The organism is Stenotrophomonas nitritireducens (genome assembly GCF_001431425.1).
Lineage (GTDB): Bacteria > Pseudomonadota > Gammaproteobacteria > Xanthomonadales > Xanthomonadaceae > Stenotrophomonas > Stenotrophomonas nitritireducens.
Map to the genome: position 1 here is coordinate 15,919 of NZ_LDJG01000005.1, position 26,133 is coordinate 42,051.

Here is a 26,133-nt window from a genome sequence, read left to right on the forward strand (position 1 = left end):
GCATCAGCGGCCGAATTCCTTCTTGAAGTCCAGGTAGATCACCCGGCCGCGCACGTTGACGCGGTTGGACACGAAGCCGTAGGCGTTGTCCACGAACGGAAAGTCGCGGTCGAACAGGTTCTGCACGCCCAGCCGCAGCGTGCTGCCGCCCAGCCACCCCTTGCGCTCCAGCTTGCGGTAGCCGACCTGCATGTCGAAGGTGGTGTAGGACGCCGACCGCGTACGCGGGTGCTCATTGGGAATGTAGTCGTTGAAGCTGGTGGCTTCGGCCGACAACGGGTACAGCACGCGGTGCGCCGAGGTGTAGTGGCTGCCCACCGAGGCGAACCAGGACGCGTTCTCCCAGCCCACGGACAGGTCGCCGGCCCACTTGCTCGGCCCCAGTTCGCTGTCCGAGTAGGTCAGCGTCGGCAGCTCCGACAGGGAGCGTGCGGTCAGCTCCAGGGTGCGCACGGTATTGAGCTCGATCCGCCAGTCGCCCCAGTCGTTGCCGAAGTAGTAGCTGGCGGAGGTGTCCACGCTGCGCGAGCGGCGTCCGAGGAAGTTCACTTCGCGGTTGTCCCACAGCATCACCCCGTTCTCGCCGAGGGTGAACATGCCCGATGGCAGGTCGGCGAAGTTGCCGAAGATCTGCGCGTAGCTCAGCCCCGACAGCGGGTCGCCGATGTAGTTGTCGAAGCGGGTGTCGTTGTAGGTGGCCGACAGCTGCAGGCCGTTGGCGAACGTCGGGCTCCAGTCGAAACCATAGGTCTTGACGGTGGCGACCTGCGGCTTGAGGTTGCTGTTCGGGCCGGTGAGCGCGATCAGCCGGGTGGCGCCCTCGGGCAGCTCGACGCCGTTGAAGAGCAGGCGCGAGGTGTAGTCGTCCAGGGTCAGCTGGCCGAACTGCTGCCGCGCCTGCGGCACCAGGAACGATTCGCCCCAGGTCGCGCGCACGCGCAGCTGGTCCACCGGCTTCCACGACAGGCGGGCCAGCGGGCTGGTACGCCTGAAACTGCGCGATACCGGGCTGTAGCTGCCGGTGAACAGGTCGCCGCCGTCGCCGGTGGTGCCGGTCAGCCGGCCGATGTCGAAGCCGCCGAGCTGGTCCAGGCCGGCAGCCCAGTTGCGCAGCGCGTTGTCGCCGTCCTGGCCGAAACGCTCGTAGCGGGCGGCGACGGTCAGGCTCAACTGTTTAGCGAACGGCAGGTCCTTCAGCAGCGGGATGCCGACTTCGGTGAACAGCGCCTCCGAACGGGTCTTGCTCGAGGTGACCAGGCGCTCGCCGAAGTTGCTCTCGTGGTCGAAACGCTGGTCGCGGAACTGGGCGCCGAACGCGGCCTCGATCTTGCCGGCCGGCAGGGTGAACAGCTCGCCGCGGGTCAGCGCGTCGAAGGTGTAGGCCTTGGACTGGAAGTGGTAGGCGTAGCGCTCGACCAGGCTCTCCAGCAGCTCGCGGTTGTGGGCGACGATGGCCGGGTCGCTGCCGTCGCCGAACACGTTCAGGCCCTCGAGTACCTTCAGGGTGCGCGCGTAGCCCTCCTCGCCCATCGAGCCGGTCAGGTCGCCCAGCACCACGCTGGTGCCCTTCTCGCGGCTGGCGCTCAGGCCCAGCTCGTAATCCCAGCCGGCGGCGAAGGGCAGCTTGCCGTCCAGGCCGACATGGGCGTCGAGGTTGCTCTGCTCCTGGCCCTCGCTCAGGCGCATGCCCTCGAATTCGCGGGCGAACGAATAGCCGACCAGCACGTCGCGGCCGAACGGGTTGTTGGGATTGCTCTCCGGCACATAGGTATTCAACCCGTCCTCGAACAGGTTGAAGTCGAACAGCTCCGGCTTCCAGCTTTCCCGGTTGACCTGGCGGGCATAGCTGACGCCGTAGTTCAGCTCCAGGTCCTTGCCCAGCACCTGCAGGCCGTCCAGGCGCAGATAGGTGTTGTCCACCTTCGGCCCGACGCGGCCGACCTCGTACAACGACGGCGCCGTGGCCGGGTCGTACGGCAGCAGGCTGTCAGGATCCAGGTTCTTGCCGTTCTGGCCGCCGGGGATCACGCCGATGGGCTCGCCCATGAAGTGATAGTCGATGCCCCAGTCTTCCGATTCGTACACGACGCCCGGCTGCCCCTTGTTCTGGGTGCGCACGTTGGTGCCGTTGCGGTCGCTGAAGTCGCCCTTGCCCTGCGGGCCGGCGTGGATGTAGCGCAGGATGTCCACCGGCGAGGTGCGATCCATGCCGGCGGCGACGGACAGATGGCCTTCGCTGAAACCGAAGGTGTGCGCCAGGTCCGCCCGGCTGACATCGGCATTGCTGCCGGAATTTTCATGGCGCAGCTGCAGGGTCGTGCCGTCGTAGGATTTCTTCAGCACGATGTTGATCACGCCGGCCACCGCGTCGGAGCCATAGATCGCCGAGGCGCCGTCGCTGAGCACCTCGATGCGTTCGACCTGCGAGACCGGGATCGAGGAGATGTCGGTGTAGCCGCCCTGGGACTGCGCCGAGCCGCTGCGGCGGCGGCCATCGACCAGGATCAGGGTGGAACGGCTGCCGAGGCCGCGCAGGTTGGCGCCGGAGGACCCCAGCGCGGAGACGCCGCCGTCGCCCAGGCGGCCGTTGCCGTATTCGTTCTCGCCGAATACGCGCGCGGCGCTGGTGCGGTTGGAGAAGTTCTGCGGCAGGTTGCGCAGCACGTCCTCGATCGAGGCGTAGCCGCGGCTCTCGATCAACTGCGAATCGATCACGATCAGCGGCGAGGCCGGGTCGATGTTCTTCAGGTAGGTGCCGGTGACGGTGATCGTCTCCAGCGTCTCGGCGCGCGCGCCGCCCGCCTCCGTGGGCGCGGCCTGGGCGCCGCCGCGGGGGCGCACGGTGACGGTGTTGTCGTTGACGAAGCGGTACTCCAGGCCGGTCGGGGCGAGCAGTTGCTCCAGCACCTGGGCCGGGGTCGCCAGGCCGCTCACCTCGGCCGAACGCTCGCCATTGGCGGTGGCGCCGGCGGCGTAGACCACCTGCATGCCGGTCTGCTGGGCGAAGGCTTCCAGCGCCGTGGCCAGCGGCTGCGCCGGGATATCGACCTCACGGGCCAGCTGGGTGGAAGCCGGCGCCGGCTGTTCCTGCGCCTGCTGCGCCAGCGCGGCGCCGCTGCCAGCCAGCAATGCCAGCGCCATTGCCTGGACCAGCACATTCTTGCGGAAATTATTGCGAGACCCCATGGGCGGATATCCCCGATTGAACCAACGGATGGATCGAGACACCGCCTGCACGCCATGCGCAACCGGCCTCTTGTTACATCCGTATGTCCAAAGGGGCCGAAAGGGTACTCAGCGCCGAAAATATTTTACTGAACGGGGAAAACGCGGGCCGCCGACCCTACTGCCTGCCGTAGGACGCCGGCGCCACCCGCACCCGGCCGTCCTCGCGCACCACCCGCAGTGCGGAACAGCACTCCAGGAACTGCAGGAACGACTCGGTGTCGTCGGCATTGAACACCCCGCTGTAGCGCTGCTGCAGCGCCCGCTCGTCGCCCACCACGATCTGGCGCTGGTTGTAGCGGTTGAACTCGGCCACGATGTCGGCCAGCGTGTCGTTGCGGAAGCTGAGCCGGCGCGCGCCCTGCGGCGTCTCCACCGGCTTCTCCAGCGGCATGCGCACCAGCGACTGCCGGCCCTGCGGGATGCGCGCCTGCTCGCCCGCGGACAGTGCGGCCGGCTTGCCCAGCGATTCGACGGGACCGCCAGCGGCGCCGACCACCTCGCCCTCCGGCTCCCACAACCGCTCCAGCCATCCCTCCCGGGCGGCCATTACCTTGACCCTGCCCTCGCTGACCGCCACCAGGGTGCCGGACGGCAGCCGGTTGACGGTGAAGCGCGTGCCCACCGCCTGCACCGTGTTGCTGCCGGCATGCACGCGGAACGGGCGCGCGGTGTCATGGGCGACATCGAACGTCGCCTCGCCACGGCGCAGCTGGATGTCGCGCGCGCCGGCGGAAAATTCCACCACCACCTGCGAAGCCGGCGCCAGCAGCACCACCGAGCCGTCGTCCAGGGCGATGCGGCGTTCTTCGCCGATCGCGCTGGCGTATTCCTGCGTGGGCGGAGCCAGCAGCAGCTGCCGGCCGAGCAGCCCGGCGCACACCACCACCGCCGCCGCGGCCAACCAGCGCAGGCGCCGGCGCGGACGCCGCGCCGCCGGCGCGCGCGCACCGGCGCGGGCCTCTTCGGCCGAGGCAGCGCCGGGCGCCGGGACATCGTACAGCGCCACCACGTTGTCGCTGCTGGCGGCGCGGGCCAGCACCTCGTCCAGGTCCAGCGCCTGCAACGCCCCGGAAACCGCCAGTTCGCGCTCCACCACCTGCGCCATCAACAGTTCGTTCAGATGCAGCTGCGAGGCCGCCACCCAGGTGGCGAATGCGGCCCGCTCGGCCGCACTGGGACCGTCGCGCATGACCTGCAACCACTCGGCGGCCTCGCGCGCGGCGCGCTCCCGGCTCTGTTTTGGCGATGTGCGGTAGATATTCATGGCATCACTCGATACGTGCGCGGGCGCACGACAACATCCTGTTCAACGTTCCAGGCTGGCGCGCACGTGCGCCAGCGCTTCCACACTGTATTTCTTGACGGTATGCACGCTGAGCCCGAGCCGCGCGGCGATCTGCGCATGGCTCAGGCCCTCGCGCCGCTCCAGCAGCAGGACTGCCAGCCGGCTGGGCGCCAACTGCGCCAGCGCATCGCCCACCTGCCGCTCGAAGAAGGCACCGCCTTCGTCGAACCCCGCCTGCCCGGGATTGTCCGCCACCGCCTCGACCACGGTCGAATCGAACACCAGGCGGCCCTGGCGCTGGCGCATGTTGAATTCGCTGGCCACGTGCCCGGCGATGCCATAGATGTAGGCCAGCGGGTTGCGCACCGACTCCAGGTTCTGCACGCGCAGCAGGCGCAGGTATACCTCCTGCACCAGGTCGCCCAGATCCTGCGCATCGGCCACGCGCCGGCGCAGGAAGCGGTGCAGTTCGCCGCTGTAGTCCTGCACCGCCTGCAGGGCGAAGGCGCGCGCGGCGGGGTCGTTTCCGGCCGGCTGCATCAGCGCCGCTCCTGTCCGCGCGCGCGCCCGGCCAGGCGCGCCGGCGCAGCGGTTCCCGCGTTGAGCATCATCGCACCCTGTCCTCCCGGCTCGTGGCGGGCGCCGTCGGAGCGCCCGCATACCTGTCCTGTGGGGTCCAGGAGGCGATTAGGGTAATACGCTGGCGCATGGCCATTCAGCGGGCGATCATCTGGCGGATGCCAGCCAGCCTGACAGCGGTGGCCTCGCAAGTCACGCGCCGTGCGCCCGCCGCCTTGCGCTCCCGGCGCCCGCCGCCCTGCCGGCGCTGGCGCCGGCAGGGCGATCAGGCCGTGGCCTGCTCGCGTTCGATGCGTTTGGTCTCGGCCGCCAGCAGTTCCGGGTGCAGGTCGAACTGGTCGGACAGCAGCAGGGTACGCGCCGCTTCGGTGACTTCGATGCGTTCGGCCTGCAGCAGGTCGCCGTCGCGGAACAGTTCGATGTAGCTGTCCAGTACGCCGGACAGCGTGCCCTGCGCGGTGTCCGGCGCCGCCAGCACCAGCTGCAGGCCCAGCGAGCGCAGGTAGTTGGTGGTGGCGCGCGCGTTCTGCGCGTCGATCTTGTCGCCGAACTCGTCGAGCAGGATCAGCCCCAGCCCGCCCGGCTGCGCCTCGCTCTTGCCGTAGGCAGCGGCCAGCGCGGCGCCGGCGATCACGTACAGCGGCGCACGGTGTTCGCCGCCGGAGCCCGAGCGCATGCGTTCGCTGAGGCTGCCGATCACGCGGTCGTCCTGGCGGATCTGCACCTCGAAGCGGAAGAAGCGGCGGTAGTCGTCCAGCGGCGAGTTGGCCACGTGGGTGGCCGCCTTGTCCTCGACCAGCGCGCGGAACGCCTCGGGCACCTGGCCGGCGCTTTCGAACAGCGTGTCCTCGCCGCCGATGTCGGCAGCGCGCTGGATGAAGCGGTGCAGCTCGCGGAACTCCGGCACCACCTCGTAATGGAACTGGTAGCGCTCGTTGTTGGAGAAGGCCGGGCTAGCGCGCAGGGTGCGGTTGAGCGTGGCGATCTGGGTCTTGAGCCGGGTGAAGTTGTCGTACAGGGTGGACGCCACACCGGTGCGGAAAGTGTCCACGGCGGTGGCGTAGGCCTGGCGCGCTTCCTCCTCGTACTGCACCAGTTCGGTGTCGCGCAGCTGGGTCAGTTCGCGCTGCAGCAGAGCCCGTGCAGGCCGCCAGGCGTCGGCAGCGAAATCCAGCTCGATGCCATGGTCGCGCGCATATTGCGCCAGTTCGCCCCAGGCCACCGGCACCAGGCGCGCAAGCTGGGCATCGCTGTCCTTGGCGCGCTCCTCGCAGCGCTGTGCGCGCTCTTCCAACGACGGGTATTTTTCGTCCAGCTCCTGGCGCTGGCGCTCGACCCGGTTGGGGTCGACGTCCGGTTCGGCGAAGGCCTCCACCGCGCGTCGCGTGACCCGTTCCTCCTGCTGGCGCAGGCCGTCGAGCAGGCCGCGCGTGCTGGCGAGGTTGGACTCGGCCACCGCTTCCTTGCGCAGCAGGTCGTCGGCGCGCTTCTCGCAATCGGCCAGGTGCAGGCCCAGTTCGCGCACCTGCTCGGACAGCCGCAGCAGATCGGGGTCGAGCGAGGCCTGGCGGCTTTCCTGCGCGGCGCGATAACGCTCGGCGACCTGTCGGTGTTCCAGCACGCGCTCGTGCAGCGCCTGCGCCACCGCGTCGGCGTCGGCCAGCCGCGCCAGCCCGCGCTGGCAGTCGTCGGCACGGCGCAGGCTCGGCTCGATGCGGCGCACCTCGGCCTCGGCCTTCTCGATTTCCTCGTGCAGCACGCGCAGGCGCGCGCGGTTGTCGGACGCTCCGATGCGCAGGTCACCGGCCGCCGGCAGGCGCAGGCGCTCGACGCTGCCGCCGCGCGAGAGCAGGCCGTCGCGGGTCAGGCCCTGGCGGCTGCGCACCAGCTCGGCCTCGGTCTCCACGCAGCGCAGTTCGCCGAGCTGGCGGCGCAGGAAGGCCAGCGCGTCGGCGTTGACGCCTTCCAGCAGCGCGGCGACGCTGCCTGCGGCCGGCTCTTCGGCGCCGCGCGAACTGCGCGCCTGGCTCGACAGCGCCAGCTTGACGCCGTACACCGAGCGCGCGCCGGAAAGGCCGCGGTACAGCTTGACCGCGCGTTCTTCATCCTTGTCCGGGATCAGCAGGGCTTCGACGTTGCTGCGCAGATAGCCTTCGATGGCGTGCTGCCACGAGGCATCGGTGACCCGCACCAGATCGCAGACCGGGCGCGCGTCGATGCCGGCGTCACGCAGGTAGCTCATCAGCCGCACCGTGTCCGGATGCAGTTCGGCCTGGCCGGCGGCCAGCCGCTTCTGGTTCTGGCGCGCGGTTTCCAGCGCGTCGCGGGCCTTGTCGTGCGCGGCATGCAGCTGGCGGGCATGACGGTCCACCTGCTCGCGCAGCGGCGCGGCCGCCCGCAGCGCCTGGCGGGCGCGGGCGAACAGTTCCTCCGGCGTCCACGGCAGCGCGTCTTCGGGCGACAGCGTGGACAGCCCGGCATGCCACTCGTCCCAGTCGGCGCGGGCAGCGGCCAGTGCCTTGGCGTCGACGTCGTCCAGCGCCAGCGCGTCGAGCTGACGGAACTGCTGGCCGATGAAGCCGACTTCGCGCAGCAGATCCTTCTTCAACTGCGCCAAACGCTCGCGGTCGCGTCCGGACAGCTCGTCCAACTGCGCCTGTTCGCCATAGCCGGCGCTGCCCTGCAGGCGGGCATTGGCGCGGACATGCTCCTCGCGCAGGGTGTCGCGCTCGCCGCGGGCATCGACCAGCAGGCGCCGGGTATCGGCCAGCGTGCCTTCCGCGCGCGCCACCGCGCCCTCGGCCTGGTCCAGCTGCTCGCTGTACAGGTCGCGCGCGTACTCGGCGGCCAGCGCGCGCGCGGACGCGGCGCGGGTCGCCTGCCCGGCGATCTTCTCGTATTGGCGCTCGGCGCCTTCGGCGGCGTCGATCCGCTGCCGCACCTGCTCGATCTTTTCCTTGATCTGGCGGAAGCTGTCCAGCAGCGCGCGGAAACGGGCGATGTCGGTGGGCCGGTCCTCGGCCACCAGGGTGCGCACGAACAGGTCCACGTCCTCGACCCGCTGCAGGTTCAGCGCGTTGAGGAAGGCCTTGCGGTAGGCATTGAGGTCGGGGCTGGCCGACGGGCTGGCGCGCAGGCGCAGCAGCAGGTCGCGCAGGAAGCGCTCGGCGTTGGGATGCAGCTGCGGCGTTTCGCCCACGTCCTTGCAGCGGCGCGCGATGTGCTCGCGGAAGGTATTCCAGGCCAGCGGCAGTTCCTTGCCCTTGACCCGCTCCAGGTGTTCGTCCAGCTCCAGCGCCACGCCCGGCAGCAGGTACAGGCCATGCGTGCGGTGTTCGGGTTCATCGACCGAGGCGCCGAGCGCGATGCCGGCGGTCAACGGCACGCCGGTCTCGGTGTCGCGGAACACCAGCGAGATGTAGGTGGTGGCGGTGCGGCGCTTGCGGCCTTCATCGCCGCTGCGGAACACGCCCAGGCAGTAGTCGCGGATGGTGCGCGCGCGGTGGCTGCCGCCGGCCTGCGCGTTGAAACGGATGCGGCTGCGGTCGCCGCCCAGCAGCACGATCTGCAGGGCGTCGAGCAGGGCGCTCTTGCCGGCGCCGTTGGGCGCGATGATGGCGCTGGTCGCGTCCAGCTGCAGGCTCTGCGCCTCGAACAGGAAGAACTGGACCAGGTGGATGCGTTCAAGCTGCTGCATCGTCGTCCTCCGCGTCCGCGTCGCCCGCTTCGTCGCGGTTGTGCTGGTCCAGTCGCTGCAGCCACTGTTCACCGACGATCTCGACGATGGCCGGGCGCACCCGCAGGTGGAACGGCTGCGGGTCGTCGCCTTCCGACTCCACCAATCGGCTCACGCCCCAGCGCTTGAGCGTGCGCGCCAGCGCGCGCAGCGCGCCGACGTCGGGCATCGCGCGGCCGGTCAAGGCCTGCCAGCTTTCCTGCAGTTCGGGCAGCTCCACCACCACTTCGCCGTGATCCTCGATCAGGCCTTGCCGCATCGCTTCGTCGTAGCGCTGGCGCAGCACCAGCAGGGCCAGGGTTTCGTCCAGCGTCACCGGTGCGCCTTCGCCATGCGCCGGCAGCGCCACCACGTAGCGGTAGTGCGCGTTGCGCTCCAGGCGGATGCCCAGCGGCTCCAGCGCGGAGACGAAATCGGGGTAGTGGTCTTCGACCAGGTGGTAGGCCACGCGCGAACGCGCGTCGGTGGCGTACAGCACCTGCTCGGTGGCCAGGCGGTAGGCGGCGCGCTCGAAGTCCTGCACGGCGTAGGTGCCGTTGGACATCTGGCTCAGGGTGTTCCAGCTGCGTTTCATGCGGTTTCCGGGAGTGTTGCGCCGACCCGCAGGATGCGGAAGCGCGGGCCGCGCAGGTAATCGTTGTTCTCGCCGCTGCCGGCATCGAGCAGCTCGACGCGGAAGCCGCGCAGCAGCCGGCCGAGCGGGTCCTCGCGGCGCAGGCCGCCGATGCGGTTGCCGCGCAGGGCGAGCGTGAGCAGGGTCTGGTAGGCGCGCAGGTCCTCGATGCTGGCGATGTCCAGCCGCGCCGAGTCGATCGCCGCGCCCTGCTGCAGGTGGCGGCCGACGTAGCGCGCCATGTCCTCGGCGTTGACCAGGCGCGCGCGCTTCATCCGCCGCAGCAGCGACAGCCGCGCCAGCTGCTCGGGTGTGGGCGGGGTGGTGGCATTGGCGCTGCGCGGAATCGGCACCGGCCTGCGGTGCGGCGGGCGCAGGCGCGTCTCGTCCATCAGCGGCCCCGGTGCCACCGGCAGGCGCAGCGCCTCTTCCGGCGCCGACAGCACGCCGCGGCAGGCGCGGCGCAGCAGCACGTCGAGTCGGTCGGGCGCGCACAGGCGGTAGTCGAGGAAGGCCAGCGCGCGGCGGTTGGCCTGGCGGATGTCCTCGTCCAGGCGGGTCAGGTATTCGTCGATGCGCTCCAGCTCGCGCAACCGGCCCAGGCTGCGCGACAGCCGCTGCTGCGCGCGCGCCTCGTCGCCGCCGGTGACGTGCTCGCGGTACCAGGCCACCAGCGTCTCGCGCGGGGCGCCGGATTCGAGCTGCTGCACCATCGCCAGGATCGAGCTGCGCCGCGCCATCGGGTGGTCGGCGCGGTGCAGTTCGGCGTAGTCGCCGATGAACAGCTGGCCGACATAGCGTTCGAACCACTGCCGGGCGAACTGAGCGGTGGTCTCGGCCTTGCTCAGCTCCGGCATCAGGTCGCGCACCTGCAGGCTCATCGAGGCCAGCGACACCAGCAGCCGGCGCGCCTGGTCGGCAGCCTCGTCGAGGATGCCGCCGTCCATGCGCCCTTCGGCGACCTGCTGCAGCTGCAGCTCCACCGAGCGCATCTTGGCCGAGACGAAAGTCGGGCCGTGCTCGCTGAACTCCACCAGGGTGGACAGCAGCTGCGCCACCATCGGCGGCATGGTCACCATCTCGCGCGCGCCGATGCGCTCCTGGCGCAGCCAGCCGGCGGCGCGGAAGCGGTCGTGGATGGCGTTGGCGCGCACGTTCAGCGGCGCGTCCGGGGCCTGCCCATCCTCGTCTTCCCACGGGTCGTCGGTGAGCAGGTAGCGCTCGATCGCGGCGGTGATCTCGCGGCGCGGGAAGCCGTGGCTGGGCGGCACCGGCGCATCCGGGCCGAAGAACTCGTCGAACATCCGGCACAGCAGCGACCAGTAGTTCTGGCGGTTGGCCGAGGCCAGCGGGCCGAAGATGCCGGCGGGTACGACCGTGAACAGCGGCGGGGTGGTCGTGGGGGTGGTCGTGGTCAAAACGTCGGGGTCCTGCAGCTTCCTGCCGTGCGGCGGCGATTGTGGCATATCGCCGGCAGCGAAGCCCTGCACCCGGCCGGGCCGGATACGACGATGGGCGCCCCCCCCCGGGGCGCCCATCGCTGGAACGTTATTGCAGGCCGTCAGAACTTCTGCGTATAGCGCATGTAGAGGATCCGGCCATACCCGTTGTACAGGTTGAAGTTCCATGGGCGGCTGCTGACTTCCACCTCCGCAGGGTAGCGATCACCGACGTTGTTGCTGCCCAGGGTGATGCCGGCATTCCACGGCGTCTTGTAGGTCAACGCCAGGTCGTGGGTCACGTAGCTGCCCACTCGTGTGTCGGGATCGCCCGCGAAGAAGCCGAAGCTGGGCTTGACCGACGGATTCTTCTGGGCGCCGATGTAATTGGCGTTCCAGTTCAGGCTCCAGTTGCCCCGGGTCCAGGTGTTGCGCAGGCTGCCGCGCATCTCCGGTGCGGTCACCCAGCCCAGCCGGTCCTTGACCAGGGTGCCATCGGTCACCTTGAACTCGAGTACGCGGCCGAGCTGCAGCCAGCTGTCGAGCTTGCCCCATTCGGCAGCCTGGAAGCTGCCGCGCAGGTTCAGGTCCAGGCCGCGCGTGGTCAGGTCGCCCTCGTTGGCGAAGGCGGTTTCGACCTGCCTGATCGAGCCGTTCGAACGCCGCTCCACCCTGGTGCCCGAGGGGAGCGGCAATCCGTTGTTGTCGAAATCCACCAGCTCCTGGTACTCGATCAGGCGGATGCGGTTGTCGATCTGGATGTGGTAGTAGTCCAGCGTCGCGTTCAGCCAATCCAGCGGATCCCATGCCAGGCCCAGGCTGTACTGCCGCGAATGCTCCGACCCCAGGTCCGGATTGCCGCTGTACCAGGTATCCACCTGGTAGCTGACGTTCTTGGCCACCGGGCCATCGGCGATGCCGTCATTGTTGGCGTCGCCGCCGCAGTCCACGGCCGAATACCCCATCGCCAGGCAGGTCCGGTAGTCCTGCACCTGTTCGGCGGAGAACGAACGCTTTGCATGGATGTTGTTCAGCGTAGGCGCGCGGAAGCCCTTGCCGGCGGATGCGCGCAGGGTCAGGTTGGGCAGCGGCTGCCAGCGCAGCGACGCCTTGGGCGACAGGTCGCCGCCGTAATCGCTGTAGCGGTCGTAGCGGGCGGCCAGGGTGAAGTCGAAGCGGTCCATCACCGGCAGCAGCCACTCGGCATAGGCCGCGTGCACGCGCCGGCTGCCGGCCGCCGAGTTGCCCGCCGAACCGGCGACCACGCCGGCCTCGGACAACGAGTCGTAGATGTCGGCGTAGTCCTCGCTGCGGGACTCGACGCCGAAGGCCACCGCCGAGCGCCCACCGGCCATGTCGAACAGGTCCAGCGACGCATTGGCATAGGCCTCCTCGATGACGAACTTGCCGTCGCGGCTGGTGGTGGTGGTGAAGCCCTTGATCACGTCCTCCGCGTTGCCGAAAGGATCGCGCAGGTTGTAGCGGCCATCGGCGGCGGCGGCCTCGGCCAGCGGGGTGACGATGTAACCGCGCCCGAGCTCGCCCAGCCGGGCATCGCTGCGGCGCAGGCCGGCATCGATGGAAAGCCGGTCGCTGACCTGCCAGTTCATCCCCAGGTTGATGTCCAGCACGGTGTTGTCGACGAAGGTGTCGCGATTGCCCGCGGCCGCATAGCGGTGGTAGACGAACGCGCCGCGCCCATCGCCCGGGACCGGGTCGTTCGGCGAGTTTTCCGGCACGTAGAGCACGCCCGGCGTCGGCGCATAGCGGCCGAAGCTGCTGGCATGGCTGTAGCTGGCCGCAGAATACAGGGACACCGCATCGTTGAGCTGCAGCGTGCCGCGCGCGAACAGCGATTTGTTCTTTATCGAGGCTTCGTTGGCCGCCTCCGCGTTGTAGTCGTAGACGCAGTTCTTCTCGTTCATCCAGAAATTCGGGTCGTTGCAGGCATAGCCCGGCAGTGCACCGCCGGCCTCGCCCTCCTCGCCAGGTTCGGTCGCGCTTTCAAAATAGAAATTGTTCCCGTACGGCGAGCCGCCGCGGATATCGCCGCCAAGCTGATCGCGCGCGAAGACGATGCCGCGCGAGTTGTACGATGCGCCGAACATCAGGTTGCCGCGCTCGCCGGAGATGCCGAACAGCACCGAGGCCTCGTCGGTATCGCCACCGGTCACGCTGGGCGTGCCCTTGCCGATGCGCACCTCGGCGCCATCGAAGTCCTTGCGCAGGATCACATTGACCACGCCACCGATGGCATCGGAGCCATACAGCGCGGAGGCGCCGTCGGACAGGATCTCGATGCGCTCCACCGCCGCCAGCGGGATGGTGTTGAGGTCGGCATTGGTGCCCAGCGACGGCGCATAGGGCGCGCGGCGGCCATCGATCAGCACCAGCGTGCGATCCGAGCCGATGCCGCGCAGGTCGACGTCGGACACGGCCTGCGCGCTGCTGCCCGAGCGCGGGCTGAAGTTGCCGAACGAGGCGAAGGTGGTGTCGCGCAGCACGTCGGCGACGGAGACATGGCCGCTGGCATCGATCGCGGCGCGGTCGATCACGGTCACCGGCACCGCGCCTTCGACGTCGGCGCGCTTGATGCGCGAGCCGGTCACTTCGATCCGGTCCAGGCTGTGTACGTCGGACGGCGACTGCGACTGCGCCAGCGAAGCGAATGGAACCAGTGCGGCGGCGATCCCCAGCGGGAGCGCCGCCAGCCGGATGGCCGGCATGGAATAGTGGTTTTTCACGGATTTCTCTCCTGATGATGTTAGTGAGGCGTTAACGCCACACGACGTTAAAGAGCCGCTCACGCCACTGCGCCGCATGCCCTGTCCATTGGGTTTGCACGGTCTGCCGGCACGCTCCGCTCACCGTTGCGGTACAGCGAGGGGGAAACGCCGAAGTGCGTGCGGAACGCGCGCGAGAAGCTGCAGTTGTTCTCGAAGCCGCTGGCCGCTCCCACCTCGGTGATGGACAGCGGCGTTTCGCGGATCAGCCGTGCGCTGTTGGCCAAGCGCAGGCGTACCGAGGCGGCCTGCGGGCACTCGCCATAGACCGCGCGGAAGGTCTTGGTGAAATACCAGACCGACATGCTGCTCAGCTCGGCCAGCTCGCCGATCCGGACCACGCGGTCCATGTGTCCTTCGATGTACAGCAGCGCGCGCTGCATGCGGGCGTACACCTGGCGCCGGTGCGACAGCGAGCGCCCCGGGCAGCGCGCGATCTGCGCCTGCTGTCCCTGCTGCAGGCCCGCGGCGGCGCGCAGCCATCGCTCCATCTGCCAGCGGTCGGCCGCGATGGCCTGGATACCGCGGACAGGCGTGCCCGCCACCGCCCGCCAGCGCCGCGCCAGCAGCCGCTGCATCAGCGCCGACATCGCGCCACGACCGGGGAAGAGCGCCAATTGCGGCGAACGCAGCGCCTGCAGCTGCATGTCGGCCGGTATGACCATGCCGATGGCGACGGTGCGCTCGCCGGCATGCAGCACCGGGCAGGCGCCGCGATCGAAATGGATCCACTGGCCCGCACCGAGCCGGAACGCACCGGTGCGGGCCGCGATGTCCAGCCCGCCCCTGAGCACCAGCCAGAGCGACGCCTCGGCGGCGTTGACCGCCAGGCTGGCACCACGCGCGACCGCCACCAGCCACGCGACGCCAGGATCGCCGCCGCGCTCCAGCTCCTGCACATCCCCGCGATCGAGCCTCAGTACCTGCACTTGCACCTGCATGACCACTCCTTTGTCGGATCTGGCCATCTGTTTGATCGTTCGAGGCCTGAAATGCCGGAAATGCAGCCGAAATCTTTCCGAAATCGCCGGTTCGGGGCGCCACGCGCGAGGTGGACCGTCCGCTCCGCGGACAACCGGACAGTGCGGACATCCCCGCCGGCGCTGGCGCTGCCCCGCTTCCGCCGTCCGTGCCGGACACGGAAACGCGAAGGCCCGCACGGCATGCCGGTGCGGGCCTTCGTCGGTGGCGGGAAACCGCTGCGTCAGCGGCGGCGGGCATGGCGCCTGTATTCGGCCGCATCGATCATGCGCATCTCGCGCACGGCGCAGGAGGCGCCCCTGCCGGTCACCACGCTGCCGCGGGTGCACACGACGTTCTCCTCGCCACCGGTGGCGATCACCACGCTCGAGCTGCGCATGGTCGCCTCGCAGTAGCCACCGAAATCCAGGCTGATGTGCTCCTCGCCATCGGCGATGAGCATGCGTTCGGCGCCAGCGCGCACGGCCGTGTGCTGGCCGGACAAGGTGACGCAGGTCGATGGCGCTTCGGCGCTCTTTCCGGCGGCAAAGGCATCCATGGGCAGCAGGGCGGCAGCCCCCAGGGACAGGACGATCATCAGACATCGGTACATGGCGCTTTCCTTCTTCATCCGAGCCCGGGATGGGCACGGATGCAAGGCTAGGCAGCGGGCGCGGCTGCGGAATCTGCTTGAAGTCGCGATGACCATGGAGCGGGGCTGGCGCCAGAACATGCAAACAATGCGTTCCTCCACCAACGCCACGCAGGCCGAAGGCGTCGCCAGCCTGAACGCCTTTGCGCGACCTGACCAAAGGCACATGCCGCCGCATCCACGCCGCCAGCATCCTCCGCCCGGTGATGGAACGGCCGGCATGGCCCTGCATCGCAAGGGCGGACGACGACGACGTGCCATGCATGCGCGGCACGCGTCGTCTCCATGATCAAGGCGGGGCATGCTGGCCAAGCCTGCACTCGGGCAGACCGGCGTAATGGAAGAGCGGGCAGTCATCGGCGAACGTCGCAACGGCAACGCAGCGGGAGCACAGGCGCCTCCGTCCGGGCTCCTGTGCGTGGGCGACCACGAGGTCGACCTGGCCCGGCGCACCGTGGTCTCGCGCATCGACGGCGGCTCCCGGCGACTGACGCTCAAGTCGCTGCAGGTATTGCTGGCGCTGGTGGACGAAGCCGGCAGGGTGGTCAGCCGCGACGCGCTGCTGGCGCGCGTATGGCCCGACACCCTGCCCACCGACGATGTGCTGACCCAGGCCATCGCCCTGCTGCGCAAGGCGTTCGGCGATGATCGCGAAGCGCCGCGCTACATCGAGACCATCGCCAAGGGCGGCTATCGCCTGCTGGCCGCGCACCAATGGCAGGCACCGCCCGTCGCGGCCGCCGAGCCTGCGCCGTCCGCGCCCCCGCCTGCCGCGATCCCCCGCGGACGGGTACGGCGACGCGGGTGGACACTGGCGGCAGCGGCAACGGCACTGTTCGGATCGCTGGCGCTGTTCCTGCATGCCGGCTCCACGCGCGACAAAGGCGCGCTGCCCGGAGCCGCCGACTCCCTGCACGCGCCGTCGCTGCAGTATCGGGCGATCGTTTCCTCGCCCGAGCAGGAAACCATGCCGCGGCTGTCGCCGGATGGAACGCAGCTGGTATTCGCCCGCCTCGATCCGCGCACGCGCAGGCAACTGCTGCACATCCAGCGCACCTCGCAGGCCAGCGCGCGCCAGTTCGCGTTCCCCGGTCCCGGAGAACAGGACAGCCTGCCGGCGTGGTCGCGCGACGGCCGGCGCATCGCCTTCGTCCGCAGCTCCGGCAAGGACTGCCGTTTCATGGTTGTGGCGGCCGATGGCAGCGGCGAGCGCACGGCGGGCGACTGCGCGGACCCTGACGGGCTGTCGTTCGACTGGACGGCCGATGGCCGCGCGCTCGTCGCCGGCGGCATGCGCGCGGCTGCCGGCGCGGGCGGCGCCCTGCGCCGGCTCGACCTGGCCAGCGGGCGCTGGCGGACGCTGGACTACGGCGTGGACCGCGACGCGGTCGACTCGCTGCCGCGCCACTCCCCCGATGGGCGCTGGCTCGGTTTCCGCCGCGGCACCACGCTCGGCGACCTGTGGCTGATGCCCGCCAGCGGCGGCGCGCCGCGCCGGCTCACCACCCTGCGCGGCGACATCCGCGGCTGGGCCTGGCTGCCGGACAGCCAGGGCGTGGTCTTCAGCCTGGTCAAGGAAGAAGTCCGGCTGTACCGCATCGACCTGGCCGGCGGGGACCCGGTTCCCTTGCCGGTGCTGGCCGGCGGCAATCCGATCCAGCCGGATATCGCCGCGGACGACTGGTCGATGGCCTTCGAGATCGACCGGCTGCGCAGCGGCATGTTCCGCTTCCGTACCGACGGCAGCGGCGCCGGCGAACCGGTATTCGCCTCCAGCGGCGTGGACCTGACACCGGGCATCTCCCCGGACGGCGCCACCCTGGCCTTCGTTTCGGATCGCAGCCTGCACGCGCAGCTGTGGATCGGCCAGCCCGCGCACCCGGAAACCCTGCGCGCGGTGGCGGGCATCGTCCCGGTGCCGCGCCATCCGCCGGTATGGTCGGGCGACGGCCGCAGGCTGCTGGTGATCGGGCGCGGCGACAACGGCGACCGCCTGTTCGAAATCGAAGCCGGCAGCGACACCGCGACCCCCTTGCCGGTACCCGCGCCATCACCGGCCTTCGCCGCCTATACCGACCGGCCGGACCGCCTGCTGGTCGGCACCGATGGCGGCCAGGGCAGGCTGCGGCTGGTGCTCTATTCGCTGCCGGACTGGCGCAGCATCGCGACGCTGGAGGACGTGGCCGTCGCCCGCTACGACGCGGCCGGACAGCGGGTCTGCTTCACCCGGCCAGCGCGGACCGGCATCTGGTGCGCCGACCCCGGACTGCAGTCGATCGTCGCGCACGACACCCGCTTCCCCGCCGCCGCGCACTACCGCGAGTGGAACATCGCCAAGGGAACGCTCTACTACGACGGACCGATCGATGGCTGCCGGACCGCCTGGATGGCGCTGGGCGACAGCCATCGGGCGGACGGCGGACGAAGCTGCCTGATCGCCGGGCAGGCCGCGCTGGCCGGCTCCAGCAGCGTCGACGGCGAGGGCCGCTGGCTCTACGCCTCGTTGCCGCTGGAGCACAACATCGACGTCGGCTGGACGTCGCTGCAGGCCCTGGCCGGACCCGCCCGGTAGCGTCGCGCGGGAACGGATCCGGCAGGCGGGAGCGACCGGAACCGACGGCCCACGGCGTTGAACGCCACCGTCATCGGCCCGCGCTAATGTCGGGCACCGCTCCCGTGCTCTCCGCGCCCCGATGTCCTCCGCACGCTTCCCGGCTCCCGCTTTCCGGCCAACGCCGCAGCGCCCGCGCACCGCCGCCAGCCGCCGCGGCGGTTCCGGCGCTGCCCCGCCATGGAGCGGCCATGGCGCCTGAGGCGGACAGGCCATCCGGCGCCGGCATGCGCACCGGGCCGGCCGAAAGCACCGGCCGCGTGTTCCTGGCGTTCCTGCGCCTGGGCCTGACCGCTTTCGGCGGCCCGGTCGCGCACCTGGCGTACTTCCATGAGGAATTCGTCGTGCGCCGGCGCTGGCTGGACGAACGCAGCTACGCCGACCTGGTCGCGTTCTGCCAGTTCCTGCCGGGACCGGCCAGCAGCCAGGTGGGCATGGCACTGGGCCTGTCGCGGCGTGGCTATCGCGGCGCGCTCGCCGCCTGGGCCGGTTTCACCCTGCCGTCGGCCGTCGCCCTGATCGTCTTCGCGCAGCTCCTGTCCACATACCCCGGCGCGATACCGGCCGGCGCGCTGCACGGGCTCAAGATCGCGGCGGTCGCGGTGGTGGCGCAGGCGGTCTGGAACATGGGCCGGAATCTCCATGCAGGCCGCGCCTGGCTCGCCCTCATGCTGGCGGCCGCCGGCATCGCCGTGTCCGCTCCTTCCGCCTTCGTGCAGCCGGGCATCATCGCCGCCGCCGCGCTGGCCGGACTGCGGCTGTTCCCGTCCACGCCGCCGCGGGAACACGCCGCGTGGACGATGCCCGTCGGGCATCGCGCCGGCATGCTGTGGCTGGCCGCGTTCTTCGCCCTGCTGGCCGGACTGCCGCTGCTTGCCGCACTGCTGCCCGGCCAGGCCCTGGCCGAAGCAAATGCATTCTTCCGCGCCGGTGCGCTGGTGTTCGGCGGTGGCCACGTGGTGCTGCCGCTGCTGCAGGCCGCGGTGGTGCCGCCGGGCTGGGTCGGCAACGACGCGTTCCTCGCCGGCTATGGCGCGGCGCAGGCGATGCCCGGCCCGCTGTTCGCCTTCGCCGCCTTTCTCGGCGCCTCCATGCAGGCCGCGCCGTCAGGCTGGGCGGGCGGCCTGCTCTGCCTGGTGGCGGTATTCGCCCCGTCCTTCCTGCTGGTGGCCGGCGCCCTGCCGTTCTGGGCCCGGCTGCGCGGCAACGCGCGCATGCGCGCCGCAATGACCGGCATCAACGCGGCGGTGGTCGGCCTGCTGCTGGCCGCGCTCTACGACCCGGTGTGGACCAGCGCCATCCATGGACCATCGGATATCGCGCTGGCGCTCCTCGCCCTGGCTGCGCTCGCGCGCTGGAAGCTGCCGCCGTGGCTGGCGGTGATCGGCTGCGGCGCCGCGGGCGGGATGCTCGGCGCGGCCGGCCTGCAATGAAGAAGCGGCCGGACGCGGTTCTTCCGCTCCGGCCGCCCCGTCGTCAAGCGGATATCGCCGCGCTCACTCCACGGTGACGCTCTTGGCCAGGTTGCGCGGCTTGTCCACGTCGGTGCCGCGGGCCAGCGCCGTGTGGTACGCCAGCATCTGCACCGGGATGGTGTGCACCACCGGGCTCAACACGCCGGCATGGCGCGGCGTGCGGATCACGTGCACGCCTTCCGATTCGCTGAAGTTGCTGTCCTGGTCGGCGAACACGAACAGTTCGCCGCCGCGCGCGCGCACCTCCTGCATGTTGGACTTCACCTTCTCCAGCAGGCTGTCGTTGGGCGCGATCACCACCACCGGCATTTCCGCGTCGACCAGTGCCAGCGGCCCGTGCTTGAGCTCGCCGGCCGGATAGGCCTCGGCGTGGATGTAGGAGATTTCCTTGAGCTTGAGCGCGCCTTCCAGCGCGATCGGGTAATGCAGGCCACGGCCGAGGAACAGCGCATTGGACTTGCCGGCGAAACGCTCGGCCCAGGCGACGATCTGCGGCTCCAGGTTCAGCGCGTGCTGCACGCTGCCAGGCAGGTGGCGCAGCTGTTCCAGGTAGTCCGCCTCCTGCCCGGCGTTGATCTTGCCATGCAGCCTGCCCAGCACCACGGTCAGCTGGAACAGTGCCGCCAGCTGGGTGGTGAAGGCCTTGGTCGAGGCGACGCCGATCTCGGCGCCGGCGCGGGTGTAGCAGACCAGCTCACTGGCGCGCGGGATCGCGCTTTCCGGCACGTTGCAGATCGACAGCGTGTGCGTGTGCCCCAGCGACTTGGCGTACTTCAGCGCCTCCATCGTGTCCAGGGTTTCGCCGGACTGGGAAATGGTGACGATCAGGTGCTTCGGGTTGGCGAACGCATCGCGGTAGCGGTACTCGCTGGCGATCTCCACGCTGCAGGGCAGGCCGGCGATGGCCTCGATCCAGTAACGCGCGGTCAAGCCGGCGTAGTAACTGGTGCCGCAGGCCAGGATCTGCACGCCCTCGATGTCGCGCAGCACCGTTTCCGCGTTCGCGCCGAACAGCGTCGCCGGGAACCCACCGGCATCGATCGCGGCCTCGATGGTGTCGGCCAGCGCGCGCGGCTGCTCGTGGATTTCCTTCTGCATGAAGTGGCGGTACGGCCCCAGCTCCAGCGAGGCCAGCGACACGTCGGACAGGCGCTGCTCGCGCTGCACCGGCAGGTTGTCCGCATCGAATACGCGCACCCCCTCGCGGGTAAGTTCGGCGGTGTCGCCTTCCTCCAGGAACATCACCCGACGGGTGGCCTGCAGGATCGCCGATACATCGGAGGCCACGAAGTTCTCGCCTTCGCCCAGGCCCACCAGCAGCGGGCAGCCCATCCGCGCCACCACCATCCGGTCCGGCTCGTTCTGGCTGATCACCGCCAGCGCGTAGGCGCCGGTCAATTCCTTCACCGTGCGCTGCAGGGCGGCCAGCAGGTCGTCATGGCCGGCCTTGAGGTGATGGTGGATCAGGTGCGCGATGACCTCGGTATCGGTCTGCGATTCGAACACATAGCCCAGCGCGCCCAGCTTCTCGCGCTGCTCCTCGTGGTTCTCGATGATGCCGTTGTGCACCAGCGCAACGCCGTGGCTGACGTGCGGGTGCGCGTTCGATTCGGTGACGCCGCCATGGGTGGCCCAGCGGGTATGGCCGATGCCGAGCGTCGCGGCGAAGCCTTCGGCGGCGGCGGCGTTTTCCATCTCGGCGACGCGGCCGGTGCGGCGCACGCGACGGATGTCGCGATCGTCCAGCACGGCAATGCCGGAAGAATCGTAGCCCCGGTATTCCAGCCGCTTCAGTCCTTCGATCAGTACCGGTACCACGTCGCGATCAGCGATCGCTCCCACAATGCCGCACATAGTCCATCCATCCGGATTCACAGGCGGACATTCTAGGTCAGCCGCTTCGGACATCCACCGGACAACCGCCGGACATCGCGCCCGCGGACACTGTCCGCGCCGGTGTCCGCGGACACCCGGACACATCGAAGTCCGAAAAATACTCCTTGTTTTTCATGCACATGGAAGTTGGCACGGGATCTGCTTAACCGATACCAACTCTTCCAGCGATGCCGACGATGATCCGCGACACCTCCGCACAGGACCACACCCTTTCCCAGCGCTCCCAGCCGAAATGGCGCCGTTGGCTGTGGCCGGCCGTGGCCGCGCTGGTGGTCCTGGCCGGCATCGGCTTCGTCGCCAAGGGCTGGCTCGGCGGCTCGCGCTCGTTCGATGGCGCGCGCCTGCGCATCGCCACCGTCGGCCGCGGCGACCTGGTCCGCGACATCGCCGCCGATGGCCGCGTGATCGCCGCCAACAGCCCGGTGCTGTATGCGATCTCCGCCGGCACGGTGACCCTGAAGGTGGTAGCCGGCGACGTGGTCAAGCAGGGCCAGGAGCTGGCGGTGATCGACAGCCCGGAACTGCGCAGCAAACTGGCCCAGGAACAGGCCACCCTGGCCGGCCTGGAAGCCGAGGCCGGCCGCGCCGCGCTCGACGCCACCCTGGCCCGCGCCACCGCCAGCAAGGTCACCGACCAGGCCGCCATCGACCGCCAGGCCGCCGCGCGCGACCTGGAGCGCTACCAGCGCGGCTTCGATGGCGGCGCCGTGCCGCAGGTCAACCTGGCCAAGGCGCAGGACGACCTGAAGAAGGCCGAGATCACCCTGCAGCACGCCAGGAGCGATGCCGCCCTGCAGAGCCAGGGCGCCGACCTGGACGCGCGCAACAAGCGCCTGCTCGCCAACCGCCAGCAGGCGGTGGTGGACGAAGTGCAGCGCCAGGTGGACGCGCTGACCCTGCGCGCGCCGTTCGACGGCCAGGTCGGCCAGGTGCAGGCCACCCAGCACACGCAGGTCGCGACCAATGCGCCGATCCTGGGCGTGGTCGACCTGTCGCGCTTCGAGATCGAGATCAAGGTGCCCGAGAGCTTCGCCCGCGACCTGGCGATCGGCATGCCGTCGCAGCTCACCAGCGGTTCCGGCCAGCCGTTCCCGGGCGAGATTTCGGCCGTCTCGCCGGAAGTGGTCAACGGCGAGGTCGTGGCACGCATCCGCTTCTCCGACAAGCAGCCCGAAGGCCTGCGCCAGAGCCAGCGCATGAGCGCGCGCATCCTGCTCGACACCCGCAAGGACGTGATCAAGGTCGAGCGCGGTCCGTTCGTCGAGCAGTCCGGCGGCCGCTACGCCTGGGTGGTCAACGGCAGCACCGCCAGCCGCCGCCCGGTGCAGTTCGGCGTCAGCAGCCTGGGCGAAGTCGAGATCGTCTCCGGCCTGCAGCCGGGCGAGAAGGTCGTCGTTTCCGGTACCGACCTGTTCGGCGACGCCGAACGCGTTTCCATCAACTGATTTCCCCGCCTTTTCCACATTCCCACTTTCCAGCGCAGGAACTTCCCATGCTCCAGATGCAATCCGTTTCCAAGGTCTTCCGCACCGAACAGGTCGAAACCCACGCGTTGCGCTCGCTCGACCTGCACGTGCGCGAAGGCGAGTTCGTCGCCGTCACCGGCCCGTCGGGCTCGGGCAAGACCACGTTCCTCAACATCGCCGGGCTGCTGGAGACCTTCACCAGCGGCCAGTACCTGCTGGATGGGCAGGACGTCAGCCACCTCGGCGACGACGCCCGCTCGCGCCTGCGCAACCAGAAGATCGGCTTCATCTTCCAGGGCTTCAACCTGATCCCCGACCTGAACCTGTTCGACAACGTCGACGTGCCGCTGCGCTACCGCGGCATGCCCGCCGCCGAACGCCGCGAGCGCATCGAGAAGGCGTTGAGCAGCGTCGGCCTGGGCTCGCGCATGAAGCATTACCCGGCCGAACTGTCCGGCGGCCAGCAGCAGCGCGCCGCCATCGCCCGCGCCCTGGCCGGCAGCCCGCGCCTGCTGCTGGCCGACGAACCGACCGGCAACCTGGACACGCAGATGGCGCGCGGCGTCATGGAACTGCTGGAGGAGATCAACAGCCAGGGCACCACCATCGTCATGGTGACCCACGATCCGGAGCTGGCCGCGCGCGCGCAGCGCAACGTGCACATCGTCGACGGCCAGGCCACCGACCTGCTGCGCGAACCGTCGCTGGCGCAGGTCTGACCCGTTCCCCCGCCCGTCCGCCCCGCGGACAGGCGGGGCCCGGGGAGGGGCGCCCTGGCTTGCGTCCGCCCCCTCCCGACCTCCCCTTTGCCCGGCAAAGAGGAGGAGCGATTCCCCGCAACCGGAACCGTCCATGTTCGCCTACTACCTGAAACTCGGCCTGCAGAGCCTGCGGCGCACGCCGGTGCTCACCACGCTGATGGTGCTGTCCATCGCCGTGGGCATCGGCGCGGCGATGACCACGCTGACGGTGATGCACCTGCTGTCCGGCGATCCGCTGCCGGGCCGCAGCCAGCACATCTTCTACCCGCAGGTCGATGCGCTCTCGACCGAGCGCGCGCGGCGCTACCCGCCGGACATGCTCGACTACACCTCGGCGATGGACCTGTGGCGTGCCAGGCGCGGCGACCGCCAGGCGCTGGTGAACGACAGCGAGATCAAACTGCACGCGCCGGAAACCGGGCAACCGCCGCTGATGACGATGATGCTTTCCACGCACGCCGACTTCTTCCCGATGTTCGCGGTGCCCTTCGCCTTCGGCGGCCCCTGGACGGGCGAAGACGACGAGCGGCGCGCGCGGGTCGCCGTCATCTCGTCCGACCTCAACGAAAAACTGTTCGGCGGCAAGGACAGCGTCGGCCGCACCCTGCGCATCCGCGATGCCGACGTGCGCATCGTCGGCGTGCTGGGACCGTGGCGACCGTCGCCGCAGTTCCACACCCTGGCCGGCGGCAACTTCTCGCAGGGCGACACCGCCAGCTTCTACGGCAAGCCCGAGGACGTGATGGTGCCGTTCCAGACCGGGCTGGAAATCAACGATGGCAACTTCAGCCAGTTCACCTGCAATGCACTGCCTGCCGTGCCCGGCCACCTGCAGAACAGCGAGTGCGTCTGGCTGCAGCTGTGGGTGGAACTGGGCAGCGCCGCCAAGGTCGCCGACTACCGCCGCTTCGTCGCCGACTACGCCGCGCAGCAGAAAGCGCTGGGCCGTATTCCCTTCCCGGAGAATGCGCGCCTGCTGTCGCTGATGCAGTGGCTGGACTACAACCACGTGGTGCCGCGCGACGTGCGCCTGCAGAGCTGGCTGGCGCTGGCGTTCCTGGTGATCTGCCTGTTCAACACGGTCGGCCTGCTGCTGGCCAAGTTCCTGCGCCGCAGCGGTGAGATCGGCGTGCGCCGTGCGCTGGGCGCGTCGAAGCGCTCGATCTTCGCGCAGTGCCTGATCGAAGCCGGCCTGATCGGCCTGATCGGCGGCACGCTCGGCCTGCTGCTGACCCTGCTCGGGTTGTGGGCGATCCGCAGCCAGCCGGTGGAATACGCCGATCTCGTGCACCTGGATCTGCCGATGTTCGCGGCCACCTTCGTCTTGTCGGTGTCGGCCAGCATCGTCGCCGGACTGTTCCCCGCCTCGCGCGCCAGCCGCATCGCGCCGGCGATGCAGCTGAAGACCCTGTAAGCGGAGCCAACGCATGGACATCAAGCCAATCCTCTCCGCCCTGGGCCGCCACCGCATCGCCGCCGCATTGATCGTGCTGGAAATCGCGCTGGCCTGCGCGGTGCTGTGCAATGCCTTCCTGCTGATCGCCGGCCGCCTGGAGCTGATGCATATCGACAGTGGCGTGCAGGAAAACACCGTGGGCATGATCGCGCTGAGCGGCTGCGACGGCTGCAACAACGCCGATCTCAACGCACGCGTGCTCGGCGCGCTGCGCGCGATCCCCGGCGTGCGCGCCGCCGGCACCGCCAACAGCGCCCCGTTCGGCCCGCGCGCTGGCATGATGGGTGCCACGCTCGACCGCGAGGGGAAGCAGTGGGGCGGCGTGCTGCACTTCTACATGGCCGATGCCGCCGCGATCGAGACGCTGGGCCTGCGCCCGGTACAGGGCAACGCCTTCGCCGCCAGCGATTTCCAGCCGATCGACAACTTCGTGCCGAGCGACGCACCGGTGTGGATCACCCGCGCACTGGCCGAGCACCTGTGGCCGGGCGAGAGCCCGCTGGGCAAGGAACTGTGGAGCGGCGCGCATTTCCGCGTGACCGGCGTGGTGGACCACTTCGCCGTCACCTCCCCCGGCCGCACCGAGGAAGGCGTGGCCGGCGTGCAATGGTCGGTGATCGTGCCGGTGCGCGACGACGCGCAATCGGGCACCTACGTGCTGCGTGCCGATCCGCTCGACCTGCCCCAGGTGATGCAGGCCGCGCGCGCGGCGGTAGCCCGCGCCGTGCCCGAGGCGGTGATCGACCAGCAGCAGAGCCGCATGCTGTCCGAACTGCGCGAACGCTATTTCCGCAGCGACCGCGCCATGGCATGGCTGCTGGTCGGCGTGATCGCCGCGATGCTGCTGGTCACCGCGCTGGGCATCATCGGCCTGGCCAGCTTCTGGGTGCAGCAGCGCACCAAGCAGATCGGCATCCGCCGCGCGCTCGGCGCCACCCGCGGCCAGATCACCCGCTACTTCCAGACCGAGAACCTGCTGCTGACCGGCACCGGCATCACTCTCGGCATGCTGCTGGCCTATGGCGGCAACCAGATGCTGATGCACTACTTCGAAACCGCGCGGCTGCCGCTGCACTACCTGCCACTTGGCGCGGTGGCCTTGCTGCTGCTGGGCCAGGCCGCCGTCATCGGCCCGGCGCTGCGCGCCGCCGCCGTCCCACCCATCGTCGCCACCCGCAGCGCCTGAACCGCGC

17 protein-coding genes are annotated in these 26,133 nt (G+C 69.8%); 7 read left to right on the plus strand and 10 right to left on the minus strand.

What is annotated here, in order from left to right; genetic code table 11:
• Positions 1-3: 3 nt before the first annotated feature.
• The 9 genes from ABB22_RS03880 to ABB22_RS18370 form a co-directional block, all read right to left on the minus strand.
• Positions 4-3,186: a TonB-dependent receptor gene (locus tag ABB22_RS03880; protein ID WP_082443661.1), complete on the minus strand. Its 3,183-nt coding sequence runs from the start codon at positions 3,184-3,186 to the stop codon at positions 4-6.
• A 157-nt stretch (positions 3,187-3,343) separates the two neighbouring features.
• A complete protein-coding gene (locus ABB22_RS03885; protein WP_055770445.1) occupies positions 3,344-4,492 on the minus strand; it encodes a FecR family protein in 1,149 nt (382 codons plus the stop codon).
• A gap of 42 nt (positions 4,493-4,534) precedes the next feature.
• Positions 4,535-5,053 carry an RNA polymerase sigma factor gene (locus ABB22_RS03890; protein ID WP_055770448.1) on the minus strand — a complete coding sequence of 173 codons (519 nt, stop codon included), beginning with the start codon at positions 5,051-5,053 and terminating at the stop codon, positions 4,535-4,537.
• 304 nt (positions 5,054-5,357) lie between these two features.
• Positions 5,358-8,789, minus strand: a complete 3,432-nt coding sequence (locus ABB22_RS03895; protein WP_057505055.1) for an SbcC/MukB-like Walker B domain-containing protein — start codon at positions 8,787-8,789, stop codon at positions 5,358-5,360.
• Positions 8,776-9,402 carry a DUF4194 domain-containing protein gene (locus tag ABB22_RS03900; RefSeq protein ID WP_057505056.1) on the minus strand — a complete coding sequence of 209 codons (627 nt, stop codon included), beginning with the start codon at positions 9,400-9,402 and terminating at the stop codon, positions 8,776-8,778. Before ABB22_RS03900 ends, ABB22_RS03895 begins: the two co-directional genes overlap by 14 nt.
• Positions 9,399-10,859, minus strand: coding sequence for a Wadjet anti-phage system protein JetA family protein (locus ABB22_RS03905; RefSeq protein WP_152984024.1), 1,461 nt, complete (start codon positions 10,857-10,859; stop codon positions 9,399-9,401). Before ABB22_RS03905 ends, ABB22_RS03900 begins: the two co-directional genes overlap by 4 nt.
• 143 nt (positions 10,860-11,002) lie before the next feature.
• The gene (locus tag ABB22_RS03910) at positions 11,003-13,624 is read right to left on the minus strand and encodes a TonB-dependent receptor plug domain-containing protein (RefSeq protein WP_161809343.1); all 2,622 of its coding nucleotides are present in this window, start codon (positions 13,622-13,624) and stop codon (positions 11,003-11,005) included.
• Positions 13,625-13,683: 59 nt separating this feature from the next.
• Entirely contained in the window at positions 13,684-14,604 is a 921-nt protein-coding gene (locus tag ABB22_RS18365) for a helix-turn-helix transcriptional regulator (protein WP_055770461.1), read from the minus strand.
• Positions 14,605-14,867: 263 nt separating this feature from the next.
• Positions 14,868-15,236, minus strand: a complete 369-nt coding sequence (locus ABB22_RS18370; protein ID WP_161809344.1) for a hypothetical protein — start codon at positions 15,234-15,236, stop codon at positions 14,868-14,870.
• Between ABB22_RS18370 and ABB22_RS18375 the strand changes: the two genes are divergently transcribed.
• The 3 genes from ABB22_RS18375 to chrA all read left to right on the plus strand — a co-directional run bounded on the left by ABB22_RS18375 (position 15,235) and on the right by chrA (position 19,319).
• Positions 15,235-15,564: a hypothetical protein gene (locus ABB22_RS18375; RefSeq protein WP_161809345.1), complete on the plus strand. Its 330-nt coding sequence runs from the start codon at positions 15,235-15,237 to the stop codon at positions 15,562-15,564. The two genes, ABB22_RS18370 and ABB22_RS18375, sit on opposite strands and share 2 nt — an antisense overlap.
• A 12-nt stretch (positions 15,565-15,576) precedes the next feature.
• Positions 15,577-17,847: a winged helix-turn-helix domain-containing protein gene (locus ABB22_RS03925; RefSeq protein WP_082443669.1), complete on the plus strand. Its 2,271-nt coding sequence runs from the start codon at positions 15,577-15,579 to the stop codon at positions 17,845-17,847.
• Between the two features lie 230 nt (positions 17,848-18,077).
• The gene (chrA, locus tag ABB22_RS03930) at positions 18,078-19,319 is read left to right on the plus strand and encodes a chromate efflux transporter (protein ID WP_082443671.1); all 1,242 of its coding nucleotides are present in this window, start codon (positions 18,078-18,080) and stop codon (positions 19,317-19,319) included.
• Positions 19,320-19,382: 63 nt separating this feature from the next.
• Here chrA and glmS read toward each other — a convergent pair whose 3' ends face one another.
• Positions 19,383-21,215: a glutamine--fructose-6-phosphate transaminase (isomerizing) gene (glmS, locus tag ABB22_RS03935; protein ID WP_055770470.1), complete on the minus strand. Its 1,833-nt coding sequence runs from the start codon at positions 21,213-21,215 to the stop codon at positions 19,383-19,385.
• 218 nt (positions 21,216-21,433) lie between these two features.
• Between glmS and ABB22_RS03940 the strand changes: the two genes are divergently transcribed.
• The 4 genes from ABB22_RS03940 (at position 21,434) to ABB22_RS03955 (ending at position 26,126) form a co-directional block, all read left to right on the plus strand.
• On the plus strand, positions 21,434-22,702 hold the full coding sequence (locus ABB22_RS03940; RefSeq protein WP_055771006.1) for an efflux RND transporter periplasmic adaptor subunit: 1,269 nt from the start codon (positions 21,434-21,436) through the stop codon (positions 22,700-22,702).
• 47 nt (positions 22,703-22,749) lie between these two features.
• On the plus strand, positions 22,750-23,442 hold the full coding sequence (locus ABB22_RS03945; protein ID WP_055770472.1) for an ABC transporter ATP-binding protein: 693 nt from the start codon (positions 22,750-22,752) through the stop codon (positions 23,440-23,442).
• A 133-nt stretch (positions 23,443-23,575) separates the two neighbouring features.
• Positions 23,576-24,898 carry an ABC transporter permease gene (locus ABB22_RS03950; protein ID WP_055770474.1) on the plus strand — a complete coding sequence of 441 codons (1,323 nt, stop codon included), beginning with the start codon at positions 23,576-23,578 and terminating at the stop codon, positions 24,896-24,898.
• 13 nt (positions 24,899-24,911) lie between these two features.
• On the plus strand, positions 24,912-26,126 hold the full coding sequence (locus tag ABB22_RS03955; RefSeq protein ID WP_055770477.1) for an ABC transporter permease: 1,215 nt from the start codon (positions 24,912-24,914) through the stop codon (positions 26,124-26,126).
• Positions 26,127-26,133: the final 7 nt, after the last annotated feature.